Annotated in this window: 12 protein-coding genes and 1 pseudogene; 4 read left to right on the plus strand and 9 right to left on the minus strand. The window is 48.7% G+C overall.

Features of this window, described 5'->3' with window-relative positions:
* The 9 genes from H6F72_RS15435 to H6F72_RS15475 all read right to left on the minus strand — a co-directional run.
* Window positions 1-233, minus strand: a 233-nt coding sequence (locus H6F72_RS15435; protein WP_190437277.1) for a hypothetical protein, incomplete at its 3' end; no start/stop codon positions are given.
* A gap of 28 nt (window positions 234-261) precedes the next feature.
* The gene (locus H6F72_RS15440; RefSeq protein WP_190437279.1) at window positions 262-642 is read right to left on the minus strand and encodes an IS1 family transposase; all 381 of its coding nucleotides are present in this window, start codon (window positions 640-642) and stop codon (window positions 262-264) included.
* A gap of 80 nt (window positions 643-722) precedes the next feature.
* The gene (locus H6F72_RS15445) at window positions 723-1,199 is read right to left on the minus strand and encodes a GNAT family N-acetyltransferase (RefSeq protein ID WP_190437281.1); all 477 of its coding nucleotides are present in this window, start codon (window positions 1,197-1,199) and stop codon (window positions 723-725) included.
* Window positions 1,200-1,263: 64 nt separating this feature from the next.
* Entirely contained in the window at window positions 1,264-1,617 is a 354-nt protein-coding gene (locus H6F72_RS15450; RefSeq protein WP_190437283.1) for a VOC family protein, read from the minus strand.
* Between the two features lie 743 nt (window positions 1,618-2,360).
* Window positions 2,361-3,677 (minus strand): sensor histidine kinase, encoded by a 1,317-nt coding sequence (locus tag H6F72_RS15455; protein WP_190437285.1) that lies wholly within the window; start codon window positions 3,675-3,677, stop codon window positions 2,361-2,363.
* An 8-nt stretch (window positions 3,678-3,685) separates the two neighbouring features.
* Window positions 3,686-5,668: a PAS domain-containing hybrid sensor histidine kinase/response regulator gene (locus H6F72_RS15460; protein WP_199299113.1), complete on the minus strand. Its 1,983-nt coding sequence runs from the start codon at window positions 5,666-5,668 to the stop codon at window positions 3,686-3,688.
* A gap of 809 nt (window positions 5,669-6,477) precedes the next feature.
* Complete coding sequence (locus tag H6F72_RS15465; RefSeq protein WP_190437287.1) at window positions 6,478-6,678, minus strand: hypothetical protein; 201 nt, start codon at window positions 6,676-6,678, stop codon at window positions 6,478-6,480.
* 352 nt (window positions 6,679-7,030) lie between these two features.
* Window positions 7,031-7,357, minus strand: coding sequence for a hypothetical protein (locus H6F72_RS15470; protein WP_190437289.1), 327 nt, complete (start codon window positions 7,355-7,357; stop codon window positions 7,031-7,033).
* A gap of 63 nt (window positions 7,358-7,420) precedes the next feature.
* Entirely contained in the window at window positions 7,421-7,705 is a 285-nt protein-coding gene (locus H6F72_RS15475) for an HNH endonuclease (protein ID WP_190437291.1), read from the minus strand.
* A 277-nt stretch (window positions 7,706-7,982) separates the two neighbouring features.
* Here H6F72_RS15475 and H6F72_RS15480 point away from each other — a divergent pair, with 277 nt between their 5' ends.
* From H6F72_RS15480 to H6F72_RS15495, 4 genes and pseudogenes are all read left to right on the plus strand, one after another.
* Window positions 7,983-8,258 carry an HU family DNA-binding protein gene (locus H6F72_RS15480; RefSeq protein WP_190437292.1) on the plus strand — a complete coding sequence of 92 codons (276 nt, stop codon included), beginning with the start codon at window positions 7,983-7,985 and terminating at the stop codon, window positions 8,256-8,258.
* 262 nt (window positions 8,259-8,520) lie between these two features.
* Window positions 8,521-8,692: pseudogene (locus tag H6F72_RS31140) on the plus strand (IS1 family transposase); the annotation flags it as partial.
* Between the two features lie 122 nt (window positions 8,693-8,814).
* Window positions 8,815-13,047 carry a tetratricopeptide repeat protein gene (locus tag H6F72_RS15490; protein WP_190437295.1) on the plus strand — a complete coding sequence of 1,411 codons (4,233 nt, stop codon included), beginning with the start codon at window positions 8,815-8,817 and terminating at the stop codon, window positions 13,045-13,047.
* Between the two features lie 79 nt (window positions 13,048-13,126).
* Window positions 13,127-13,546 carry an IS1 family transposase gene (locus H6F72_RS15495; RefSeq protein WP_190437297.1) on the plus strand — a complete coding sequence of 140 codons (420 nt, stop codon included), beginning with the start codon at window positions 13,127-13,129 and terminating at the stop codon, window positions 13,544-13,546.
* Window positions 13,547-13,622 lie beyond the last annotated feature (76 nt).

Below are 13,622 nucleotides of genomic sequence, written 5' to 3' on the forward strand. Positions count from 1 at the left end.
TTGGCTGGCAGAATGTCGTGATACATCATGATGGGCACTCTTGCCTGCAAAGCATTGGGATGCAGTTTGGGGAAGGGTGCAACAGATGCGGCTGGAACGTTTGCAGGACAGGTGTTCAAGATGCGTGGCAGTTGTGCCATCCCATCAGAGCGAGCGGCAGATTGTGCAATACCTGAGGCCGCTGCAATCAAAAGAATCGGGCTCAAGCACAGGGTAAGAAAGCGGTTCATCATCCAGACGTTTTAAGCTCATTCATTAGAGTTACAAGCTAACAGCGAGATTAACCGCGAAAACATTTATGACAAAAAATTCAATGGAGATGAGGGCGATCGCGGCATTGCGCAGAGAACGAACTTGAGCATTATGCACCAGTTGCGCATAATGACTCGCAGCGCGAACAATACTCACAACTGTGTTATACGCAAGTCCTGTCGTGCGACCAATGCCTCTCAGACTACTGCCTTTGCTATGCGCCTGTAGCACTTGCCGAATTTGCTCCGCGCTCACTTGGCGATGGTAGTACAAGGTGTCAAAGCGTTTGTTGAACGTTTGCTTACACTGGGGACAGAAATATCGCTGACTAGCGTTTGGGGCTTTACTGTGTTTATGCGTGCGGAGATGACCACAGAGTCGGCATTTCATAGATTGTGCTTGAAAGTAGATGCCTCTCTACTTTACCAAACCCACCATAGCTTGATGCACCATCAGCCACGGACTATGGCCTAATCTGCGTTCAACACTTTACGAAACACGATCTTGTCATCACCCGCCGTGTAGAAATCTCGGATGCGCGCCTCCTTCTCGTAGCCGCACTTCTCGTAGAACGTCCGAGTGCGCTCGTAGTTCGGCAGCCCCGATGTCTCGACTAGTAACAGCCGCTGGCCGCTCATCCGCAGGGCATTTTCCACATGCTGCATCAGCATCGTCCCGTGCCCCCGTCCCTGGCAATCGGGCCGTACCGCAATCATGTACAAATACCACGTTCGATCTGCCATCAAATCTGGTGCATAGTAGGCGGCTCCACACAGCTCCCCCGCCTCCTCGTCGCTGACCCACACATGGCCCTTGTCGAGATTACCGCCAAAATAGTCTGCCAGCACTTTGCCCAGCGCTTCGGTTTCGTTCGCGGGGAACATCCCAGCTGCCACAGCTAGCGCAATTATTGCTGATGCATCGTCAGGTGTCGTGGGTTGGATCATGGAAGTTCCAGGGGTATCTGCTCCCAAAGTTGATGCGTCTCTTCTCGCGGCATAATGCCTCTGTTCACCTGCTTGTTAACTCTACTCGATGTCCATCAGGGTCTGCCACAACTGCACGTCGTCCCCAAGCTGAATCCGCAGGGGGTGAAACAATTGAAGCCCCATGCTGTTTGAGTTTGCAAACAACATCATCTACAGAAGACACTTGAAATCCTAGCCGAGTTGCTTTTGTTGGCACTGTTCCAGGAGTACACGGATAAATCTCAAACGTAATAGAACCTAGCTCACTAGCAAAATGCTCTAAACCATTACCATGCTGATGTTTGATGAAAGACAAACCTAATCGTTGGTAGAACACAGCGGCTTGTTCAACGTTACTTGAGCGAATGACAACAAGATTAAGTTGAACTTCACTCATTGCTGCTACTAATTTCTGAACATGATTCATCCTGGTGCAGAACTCGGACCATTTCTGCACCAGGATGTTTGAACAAGACATCAAACTCACTGTTGGGCATTCTCAAAGTTTCAGGAACGAGATGAGGTTAGATGGGGTGCGTGACTACTAGCCCCTGCCCAGGAAAGAGAATAACGGTAATTTCACCCCCACGCAGGCATCCTAAAACTCGTGCTGGAACACGCGCATAAAAGGATGAATTATCTTCTATATGGTGCATCGGTGCATTCTAAAGTGCAATAGCTGAAAACTAGCAATACCCCTTTGACAAAAAACATCCGTTGAGCTGAGTCTTGGTAGGACAAGGCGCGAGGAAGGTACCACCGGGCGTTGAAATGAGATCCGCCAGAAAGGGCCACCACTCGAACAGGGATTGAGTAGGCATCAGAGAGTATAAAGACAATGACCCAAAAAACGATTGCTCCTCTACATACCCAGAGGAGCGATCGTTTTTTGGCAACTGAATCAAGCTAAAGGGTTAAGGCAGCGTGTAAAATTAACTAGAGCAATTTTTCTGGAAGAGCTTTTTATAGGATAGTCATCCTAGTCTTTCCTCTAAACAATTTATTCTTACGAGAGTCCTAACTGAATTTGCTAAATCTTCAAGCTTTTCAAACAGCGTCTCAATGGAGTTTTTAGTTCAAATTGCTACTTGCAGTTTGAAGCAATCTTGTAGTTCACAACAGATACCTTAAAAGACTGAATTACAACGTTAGTGCTACCCGAATTGGCATCGTAATGACAAACTCGGTGCCTTGCCCGAGTTCAGAGATACACTCCAGTTGACCCCCATGTTTTTCAACCACAATTTGATAGCTAATGGGTAACCCCAAACCCGTCCCTTTACCAATGGGCTTGGTCGTAAAGAAAGGCTCAAACAGCTTGGTCTTGAATTCCTCCTTGATCCCCACTCCGTTGTCCGCAATCCGGATACAGACGTGATGTTGATCTAACATTTCTGTGCGAATCCAAATGGTAGCCCTGTCGAGGGCTTGGCTATTACCTCTGGGCAACCAACAACTCAGCATCGATTCCTCCAAGGCATCAATGGCGTTGGCAATTAAGTTCATGAACACCTGGTTCAATTGGCCTGGGTAACACTCAATTTCAGGCAGAACCCCATACTCCTTGATCAGCTGAATCCCTCCATGTTCTGGCTTTGCTTTCAGGCGATGTTGCAGAATCAGGAGCGTACTCTCAATCCCTGCGTGAATATCTACAACTTTGAGTTCAGCCTCGTCCAAGCGAGAAAAGTTCCGTAAGCCTTGCACAATCTCCAGAATTCTGCCCGTTCCTAGTTTCATCGAGGATAAGGTTTTCGGCAGGTCAGACAAAAGAAAATCGAGGTCAATGCTTTCTGCTTCTGCTTGCACTGCTGAGACAGGATGGGGATAGTGTTGCTGATACACCTGAAGCAAACTCAGGACATCTTGGATGTATCGATCGAGATGAGTGACATTGCCATGCACAAAATTAATCGGGTTATTGATTTCGTGGGCGATTCCTGCCACCAGCTGACCGAGTGCAGACATCTTTTCACTTTGCACCAACAGCATCTGCGATTGTTGCAATTGGGTTAGAGCATTGGATAACGCAGCGGTTCTCTGCGCCACTCGCTTCTCCAAGTCTCGGTTGAGGTGATAGAGCTTGAGGTGGATGTTGACTCGGGCCAGCACTTCCTCCTGTTGAAAAGGTTTAGTAATGTAATCGACGGCTCCGAGGGTTAAGCCCTTGACCTTGTCTACAGTGTCAGCTAGCGCCGTCATAAAGATGACCGGAATCTCTTGCGTGGTTGGCGCAGCTTTGAGGCGACGGCAGGTTTCAAACCCATCGATGCCTGGCATCATCACATCCAGCAAGACCAGGTCTGGACAGACCGATTTCAATCTCTCCAGGGCACTTTCCCCACTCTTCGCCACTAACACTCGATACCCTGACTCTTTGAGCAACTCAAACAACACCTTGGTATTGTTCGGATTGTCATCCACAATCAGAATTAGACTCGTTTGATGAGTGCTCATAGCGGGACCTACGTAACTGGTTCAACCTGTTGCTTCACAAACTTCAAGATTGCTTCGTCATCCATTGCCTGTGCAAACTGAAGCAATTGCTGGGCGAAGGGCTGATACTGCACGTTGAGTTGCGCCAGTCGTTGAGCTTCCTGCTCGACACTGTCGATGTCACCGATGCGCGCCGCTGCATATAGCGCTTCAAGTTCCGCAACGGGAGGGGCAATGAGTTCACAAACAGCAGAATTGGTGGCTGAGGGTTGTGCCTGCTGATGATTAATCTCATAAATCCAGGTGAGACCAAGATGCTGGCGGAACTGTTCGAGCAATTCATCGGATTGCACGGGTTTCGGCAGAAAATCATTGCAGCCTGCTTGCTGACTTTGCTGGCGATCGAAGTTGAAGACACTCGCAGAAGAGGCAATAATCGCCGTGGTTTGAAACTCAGGGAGCGATCGCAGCTTTTGAGTCATCTCCAGTCCCCCTAGCACCGGCATGACCAAATCAGTGAGAACTAGGTCAGGTTGCCGCTCTAAAGCTTTGTCATAGCCCTCTTGACCATTTACCGCCTCCATGAGTTCAAATCCTAAAGGCTCTAGTAGGTTGACAATCACAGAGCGATTTTCCCACCGGTCATCAACAATCAGTACTTTACGCTTCTCACCCTCATAGCCTACGACCAAGCTCGCTGGGTTCCCATTGTTCGACTCTACCCACTCGTCCGATTCGGTGAGTTCGACATCAAACCAAAACTTGCTGCCTTGACCCGGCATACTTTCAACCTTAATTTCGCTGCCCATCATTTGCACGATTTGCAAGCTGATGGCGAGCCCCAAACCAGTGCCTTCTGCCATCCGTTCTTGGTCCCCGACTTGTTCAAACGGCATGAAGATCTTCTCAACTTGCTCTGAGGTCATGCCAACCCCTGTGTCTTCCACTTGAAAGCGAATCTTGACGGAGGATGAGTGGCGGGTATTGGCAGATGGCTGGCGATCGCTCTGAGGCGACTCTGCCACCACCCCGACCTTGAACGTCACACCCCCTTGGTCTGTGAATTTAATCGCGTTGCCCAACAGGTTAATCAAGACTTGGCGCAGTCGCTTGTCATCGGCATACACAGCCTTGGGCAAACGGTTCAGGACTTCGTAGGTAAAACGAATTTCCTTTTGCTCAGCTTTGATACGGCACATTTCCACAATGCTAGTGAGGAAGGAGTCAACGTGGAAATTCTTGGAGAAAAACTCTAGCTTGCGCGCTTCAATTTTGGAGAGGTCTAAGATGTCGTTAATCAAGGTGAGCAGATGAGAGCCACACTGGTGAATGATACTGACCCCATCCTTTTGCTTCGGATTAGCCGCTTTATCGCGCAGTAGAATCTGCGCGTAGCCTAAAATTCCGTTGAGTGGGGTACGGAGTTCGTGGCTCATGTTGGCGAGGAATTCACTCTTCGCTTTGTTGGCGCTATCGGCCAGTTCTTTGGCTTGTTGGAGCTCGATCGTGCGCTCTTCAACTCGGGCTTCCAAGTCCTTATTGGTTTGTTCGAGTTGCGACTGGGTTTGTTGCAGAGCTTGTAGCGTTTGTTCTAGCTGTTGAGTTTTTTGGTTTAACGCTTCTTCTGCCAGCTTCCGAGCGGTGTTATCTCTAGTGAAGCAGCGGGTGTGAATGAACTGACCGTTCTCATCGCGATAGACGCTCGAATCAATCAGGACGTACTTAATCGATCCGTCCTTGCAGACCATTCTGGCTTCGTAGTTATGAAGGGTTTCATTGGCTGTCAAGCGACAGAGAATATCGTTAATCACATCGTCATCCGCATGGAACTGAGCGATATGTTGGCCCACATAGTCTTCGGGAGAGTAGCCTAAAGAGTGCAATTCCGATTTGTTGGCCCACAGAATCGTCCCATCCGGTCCCACCCAATGCAGACAGACTGCCCCATTTTCCACGAAATCAGTCAGCTTGTCATATTGATGGCGGAGTTGCTCTTCGGAGAGTGGTTGCATCGCTATCTCATCCCTCAACTACTAGAAGTTCACTAGAGCGGTTGGCCAATAGCCACTGAAATCCTTCTCTCCATAGGAAAGATTCCGGCCTTTTGCCTAAAAAGCATCAATTTACTCTAAAAGAGTTTCGAAGCTTTTTCAGCTTATTACCAACGACTCCAGATTAAATTAAGGTTCCCAAAAACTCTGATAGGCTAGCAGAGCGGATTTAGACGGATAGATTTGACCTAAATTAGTAACAAACAGTACAAATGTACCGCTCGAATCATTCAGGAAATATCTGGGATCGTAGCTTGCAGGCGCTTCAATAGTATTCAGAGTAGCGGAGCAGGTTGTAAATAATATCCGTATCGATCGCCCCTCTCTTAGGCTAATCAAAACCTGACTCTCACATTACATCCACCTCATAAGGATGGCCTTGTCTACCAAAGAGCTGGTTAATGGAGCGATCGCCCTCTCTTAGGCTGCCGTTCATCAGATCCTAGAAGTTTGTCCTAGGAACTAAACTCAGGTGATCGCCCCTCTGAGTGTCTAGCCCTGCTGCCGCCTTCGCTTGCTTCAGGGCGCTGCAACCTTGAGAGTTTGTCCGATCGGGCAATGACGCTGGTTGTCCACTAGGACCAGATCGGACCAATTCTCTAGATGGGCTGAGGGCATGAGAGAGCGTGCTCAAACCACTGCGATCGCCCCTTGAACTTCCTCAAAAACCTCAAGAAACTCACCAATCTAGAAACTCTAATAAAAAGTTGAGGCAGGACTAGCGGCAATGTGCATCGCCCTTTCCCACGATCCCACGTTGGCACAAAACATCACCCATTGACACCCAATGTCACGCCCTGACACAGCTTGTCACGCTGAAAGAGGAACCAAGAGCCACAATCCATCACATCGGGCACCCTTTGGCACCTTCTGTCACCTCCTGACACAATTTGTGGATATTGTGCCGCTGCCGCACCTCGCTCGGCGATCGCTCCCCCACACGCGACCGCAACAATCTGTTTTTGCGCCATACCTAACGCCTCTCGTCGCGTGACGGTCGCGTGACTGCAGCATCCCTGTCGCGTGGCTGTCGCGTGAGCACGACACTGAGTAGATCTACCTCATATCCATTGCGGCAACTTTCGTCGCAGCTCAACTTTGACGCACTTCTGACGCGCTCTTGACGCACTTCTAGTGCTTAGGAGCCATTAATTCGGCTCCATCGACTTCTACGATTGATTTTTGACGCACTTCTGACGCACTCCTGACGCAGTTTGTGTGAATTAAAAAACCCCCAGCAGCGAGGTTGGGAGTGTTGCGGGTAGTACGAAAGTACAAATGGAATCCTTCACAAGTTTATTCTAGGACTGCTGGCTGCTTAGTTCAGCCCTGTCGCGATCGCGACTCCTGCACATCAATCCAATCTTTTGGGTCCCAATCCACTCGCCGTCTCTGTTTTTTTGCCGCTGACCCACAAACGACCAGAATTTGTGACCGCTCCACTAACATCTCTTCCCCTTGGAAGAGACATATGAGTGGCAAAGTACTATAGCGTCTGCTGACCGACAAAGCCACTGGCACCGTAGAGGACAACATCATAGGGCCGTTCAGAAGAATTGTGAAAATCAGTTTCTTCTGTTCGATCGCTCCACCCAGGCGATCGAACAGCTTTCCGGGAGCGGTGGGGTGAACTGAAACCGTGAAAATCACCGCTCCAGTTCACCCGCGACAGATTGCCAATCTGGAACTAATTTTAACGGCTTCAGACAGGGGTCAACGCTTGCGATCCATTTTCACTCGCTGATTCGGGTCTTGCTTGTGAACCCAGGCAAGGAATTTTTGTAGCGGTGGGTCTTGCTTCAGCTTCTCCAGCGTATTCAGGTGGAGTGCCAGATGGGAGTTGTCGTAGAGCGTATGGATTTGACGGTGACAAGCGGAGCAGATTTGAATGGTGGGGCTGGGGTCGAGACCCTGGCGTTTCGTCTTTTGACGAGGAATCAGGTGGTGTGCGGTAAGGGCAGACATCTCTCGCTGGCAAAGTTCGCAGGGCTGAGGCATCGCTTAGAAATCAGTGCAGGGTGGGGAACGGTGACCCATCAATTTGATCCTAGCGATCGCCCTCCCGCTCCGACATTAAAACTCCGTTCGGGTCACCCGCATTAGGTAAATTTCTACAAGGATTGCAGGTTAAGAGCAAATCTGGGTGGTAAGGCGAGCTCATTCAACTTGATGGCGATCGCGTGCACTGTGCTGATTTATTGGGGAACGTGCGATCGCTCCCGAGAAACCTGAACTATAATCACACCGAGCCCTCTAGAGATTTCTAGTAATTTCTATGAACAAAGGTGAACTCGTAGATGCCGTGGCAGAAAAAGCCAACGTGACCAAGAAGCAAGCTGAAGCCGCGCTCACGGCTGTGTTTGACGTGATTCAAGCCACTGTGGCGGCGGGTGACAAAGTCACGTTAGTTGGATTCGGGAGCTTTGAAGCCAGAGAGCGCCAAGCTCGCGAAGGTCGCAATCCCAAAACGGGAGAAGCGATGACTATCCCAGCCACAAAGGTTCCCGCCTTCTCGGCGGGAAAACTCTTTAAGGACAAAGTGGCCAGTTAAGCCACCGCCTTTCAACCGCCGCTGCCTCCCCAAGTGGGAGGTTTTTTCTAGGGCGCGATCGCACCTTCCACGCCTCTGGCAATCTCTGGGACATCCCCTCAAGCTTTTGCCTGAGAGCCTTTCATCTGTATTGCATCGCTGCAATATCCCATCCGCTAGCGCCTAGGTCACAAGAACTAAAGCACGATTTTTGAGCGTTGCACAATAGAGAGATGAATTGAGATTGTATTCGCTGCAATGCCCAGAATGACAGTCCACTCACATCCGTAAAAATGGTCAGAAAAGAGGCAAACAGAATTCCATCTGTGTCCCTGTATCGCAATGGCATGGGCTTTAGAGGCATCGAGCGCGTCAAGGGGCGCACCCCACCACAGTCATTGCATTGGGTCAAGCCAGTGGCTCAGCAGCTCCCCGGTGCCTATGACCCTGACACCCGATGGAAGCGCTGCATCATTGGCTAAGGGAAGAACGGACACAGTCAGCGTTGTTCCAAGAAATTAGAAAAGCAGAGTGACAATTCATCCCATTACAGTTGGACATCGGGAGATAGGCATTAATGGAGCCAGAGAAGTTGCAAAAGCTAGAGTCTCAACAGTCGGAAAGGACCGATGACGAGGCTGACACTTGGTGGAGTCAGGGCAATGAATTGTTCAACTCAGGCTGCTATGAAAACGCGCTCAACAGCTATAACAAAGCCATAGAAATCAAACCCGACTTCCACAAAGCTTGGACTAACCGGGCTACTGTGCTGTTTAGATTGGAACGCTGGGAAGAAGCACTCGCGAGCTACGACAAAGCGATCGCCCTCCAACCTGAGGATCATTTGGCTTGGGTCAACCGAGGCAAGGCGCTGTTGAAGTTGGAACGCTGGGAAGAAGCGCTCGCAAGCTACAACAAAGTTCTGGAGATCAAACCCGACTGCGACCAAGCTTGGTACGACTTAGGTCAAACACTGAAACAGCTGGGACGTCTGGAAGAAGCGCTCGCAAGCTACAACAAAGTTCTGGAGATCGAACCCAATGACCCCTTAGCTTGGCACAATCGGGGCTTGGTGTTGGATGACTTAAATCGTTGGGAAGAAGCGCTCACAAGCTACGACACAGCCTTGGAACTCGCACCCAACGACCCAGTCACCTGGTTCAATCGAGGTAATACCCTACTTCGATTAAAACGCTGCGAGGAGGCGCTGGCGAGCTACGACACAGCCTTGGCGTTGAAACCAGACTACTTTAAGGCTTGGTGCAATCGGGGGTCGGCACTATCTTCTTTGAAACGAGGTGAAGCAGCGCTTTTCAGCTTTAACAAAGCGCTAGAACTCGCACCCAACGACCCCTCAGCCTGGACTAGCCGGGGGATGGTATTGAATCACTTAGGTCGTTATCCAGAGGCGATCGCTTCCTATGATAAAGCCATAGCCATCCAAGCTGACTTCTACGACGCTTGGACTAACCGAGGCTTGGCGCTGAATAATTTAGGCCGCTATGAGGAAGCCTTGGCTAGCTACGAGGAAGCCCGGGTTCGCTGTGACCCAGCGATGGCGGACAGCCGCAAGGCCTGCCAAGTTTGGTGTGGCCAAGCTTTGGCGCTGTGTAATTTAGCTCACTACGATGAGGCTCTGGCTATCACTGACCAAGCGCTAGCATGTAACCCCAATGACTATGATGGTTGGCGGCTACGTGGGCATACCCTCTATTCCTTAAAGCGCTATGAGGAAGCGCTCGCTAGTTTAGACAAATCTTTGGAACTCAATCCAAACAACGAGTCAACTTGGTGTCGGCGAGGCAGTGCACTGCGTTGCGTTAATCGCGATGAAGAGGCGATCGCCAGCTTCGACAAAGCCTTAGCGCTCAATCCAGACTATGTGGAGGCTTGGTTCAATCGGGGCAATGTGTTTTTCTTTAGCGATCGCAATGAAGAAGCAGCACCGAACTACGAGCGAGCTTTAGCGATCAAACCTGACTATACTGACGCCCAAATCAATTTATCAATTGTTTTAGAGCGCTTAAACCGCTCTGAGCAAGTGCTGGAGTGGTGGGAAAAAGTTTTGGAGTCCGAACCTAATCATGAGGGTGCTTGGATACGCTTGGTTAGTAGCCTGCGGGGCTTAGACGGCAGCGAAGCCGCAAGCCTGATTCGCGACAAAATCCTCAAAATCCCTGCCACTTTACCCCAACACTGGAACAACCTGATTGAACGTTTGTTGCAGTTACGCTGCGATGAAGAAGCAGTGCTTAGCTTCGACAAACTTTTAGAACTACAACGCGATGATCCTTCCACCTGGAGTCGGCGGGGCGATACTTTATTTAACTTAGGTCGCTATGAAGAGGCAATGGCGAGCTACGGCAAAGCGTTGGAAATCGTGGGTCGCGATTTGAATGCTTGGAACTCAAAAAAGTGGCATCAACCCTTCACCCACATTCATGTCGAAGCGAGTGCCTTGCCGGAAATTGTAGAGGTCATGGCAAACGCAGCCAGGCAAATCCAAGGGGTTGAGGTACGAGAGGCACTATGTTCTCTGGTACTCCAGCAAGCGTTTTTCTCATCTCGAGAAGTTTCCTTAGCGCGTGAAGTTGCCGTCGCTGCTGAATATGCACCGAGCGACCCTCATCAACGATTACTGTTTTATGCTTTAACGGAGCAGGTGACAACGTTCGAGAAAGACGAAACTGCAAACACGCTTGAGTCAAAGGCTAGTCAGTTTGGCAACGAACCACCGACACTCGATGAATTACTACTGAATAGCATTCCTCTATCTTTTTATGGGGTGGGAGCCCAAACCTTAAAAGATCAGCAGAAAAGAGATCGGCTCTTGGCATCACTCGTTTCCAAGTCATTAGAGTTAGGACAATATGAGCAAGCTTTACAAATAGCTTTGGCCATACAAGCTCACTATCTCAGTGGAAGCAAAATGGCTGAAGTTGCAAGCTTGTACATCGAGCGAGGACAGTATATTCAAGCCCTTTTAATTGCCAAAAATATCCAGGAAGAATATTCTCAAGTCGAGGTACTAGCTGCGGTTGCGATTAAGTATGCCCAAGAGGGTGAGTTCACAAACGCTCTTCAAATCACCAACCTGCTCCGGTTTGATTCAGACTATAAAGAATCTGATGCGTTATCCATTATTTCGACCGAATTAGCTGTACAAGGGCAGTATGAGCAAGCGCTCGAAGTCGCCAAAAGAATAGAAAATGACTCGCGTCGAAATTATGCTTTAGCATCAATTGCCCGGCAGTATGCCAAAACTGGAAATTATCCTCAAGCTCTTGAGTTCGTCGAAAATCTAGAAAATGAATTTTATAAGTCTAAAGCTTTATCAGAGATTGCTCAGCAGTATCTTGAAGCAGGAGAGTATGAGCGAGCTTTAGAAGTGACCCAAAAGATGGGCGATGAATCTTATCATAGAGACGGCATAAGGCTTGTGATTGGCATTCATTATGCGGAAGTCGAACGCTACGATTTAGCGCTGGAAATTGTCACAAATGTAAGATCTGGCAAGGACAAGGTGTTAGCAGCAATTGCTGACAAGTATATAGAAGCTGGGGAATACGACAAAGCCATTCAATTGGCAAAGGATTATACAGATGTCTCCAACAAATCTTGGCTAGAATCTCTGACTCGCTATTATATTAAATCAGAGCAGTATGAAAAAGCCCTGGAAGCTGCCACCACTTTAAGGGATAGAGACCAGGCGTTGGATTTAATAATTTACCAGTATCTAAAGACTAAGCAATACGACGAAGCGAGTAAGCTCATCGAACAAAAAAACAATGAGTATTATAAGGCCGATAATCTTACTAAACTTGCCATCAAGTATGAAAAAAATGGACAGATAGATAAAGCAACTGAATTGTTAACCAAAGCTATTCAGGCTGCCAAGACTTTCCCCCCTGTGTATGAGAGACACGGCTGTATAGTCAGTTCTTCCTGTTCCTCTGTGTTGGCTGATTTGGTTAAGCATTTAGCGTGCTCTGGGTTACATGAACGAGCCCTTCAAATTGCCAAAACGATAGAAGAGCGTGAGTTTAAAGTTAGTGCGTTTGGTCAAATCGCGCGGCAGTACGTGAAAATAGGACAGCCCGAACAAGCCTTTGCGCTGGTTTCATGGGTTGAGGATACTGCCGAAAAAGAGGGCGTGTTGCATGACATCGCTCATGGCTTTTTAAGTGTGAAACAGAACGACAAAGCCCTGCAAATTGCCGAACTGATGGGAGATACTCGACAAAAATCTTACCTGTTGGGTTCAATTGCTCACCACTGGATAAAAGCCAAACAATATGAGAAAGCAATTCAAATTGCCAGCCTCCAGTTCGATGCCGAACAAAAAACTTATGTGTGGAGAACGCTTGTTGAGAGTTTAATTAAGGATGAACAAATTAACAGAGCGCTTGAGGTTATAGAGACGCTGGAACCAGGGCAGGAGAAAGCTCCGTTGTTAGCAATCATCGTTAAGCATTACACTAACGCTCAACAGGATGACTCAGCCCTGGAAATTACCAACTTGATGCCGGATGGTGAGGAGACCGCAAAGGTGTTAGTGGCGATCGCTCGCCAGTATGTCGCAGCCGGACAATCCGAGAAAGCTTTCCAGATTACCCAAAGAATCAAAGAGGATCATCTACCTGTTGAGGAAGAGACGAACTGGGACTACAAAACGAAGACTCACGAGATTGCATTCCAACCGTTGGGGTTCCTTTTAGCCTTAAGGACTTGGCAACGACGTTTTAACGTGGAGGTGGAAGAAGCACCGATAGGAATTGAGATGAAGAATTTTGATATCGAGATTGGGTAGTGCCATTTAGGAAAGGACGTAGAAAAAAGAGCAAGAGACAATAGAAATGTAGGGTAGGGCTGCTTTTCTTCTCTCATCCATGCTTAAACCTCTGCTGCAATGTACGACCTGTGGCTCCAATGACATCAATAAAAATGGCATCACTCGTCACGGCAACCAGAATTACAAATGTCGCGACTGTGGACGACAGTTTGTGGAAAATCCCAAGTGGAGACGCCTCAGCGATCACACCAAAGCCACGGTTGAGCGGATGCTACTGGAAAAGATACCCCTCGCTGGGATAGCTCGCAGCTTGCAAGTGAGCGAGAGTTGGTTGCAGCGGTATGTGAATGCTTACTATGAAAACGTTCCCCAACAGGTCCAAGTGCAACCCAAGCCACGCCAACAACTGACGGTGCAGATGGATGAACTATGGTCATTTGTGGATGATAAAGGTAATGAACAATGGGTTTGGTTAGCTTTATACCAATTCTTCAAAAGCAAACGACAGATGCTATAAAACTTGAAGTGAGTTTAATCGTAGAGTATGACTGGGGTTTACAAACTAGAGATACAAGAGAGTGAAGCAGATCTCA

This window comes from Trichocoleus sp. FACHB-46 (genome assembly GCF_014695385.1).
GTDB lineage: Bacteria > Cyanobacteriota > Cyanobacteriia > FACHB-46 > FACHB-46 > Trichocoleus.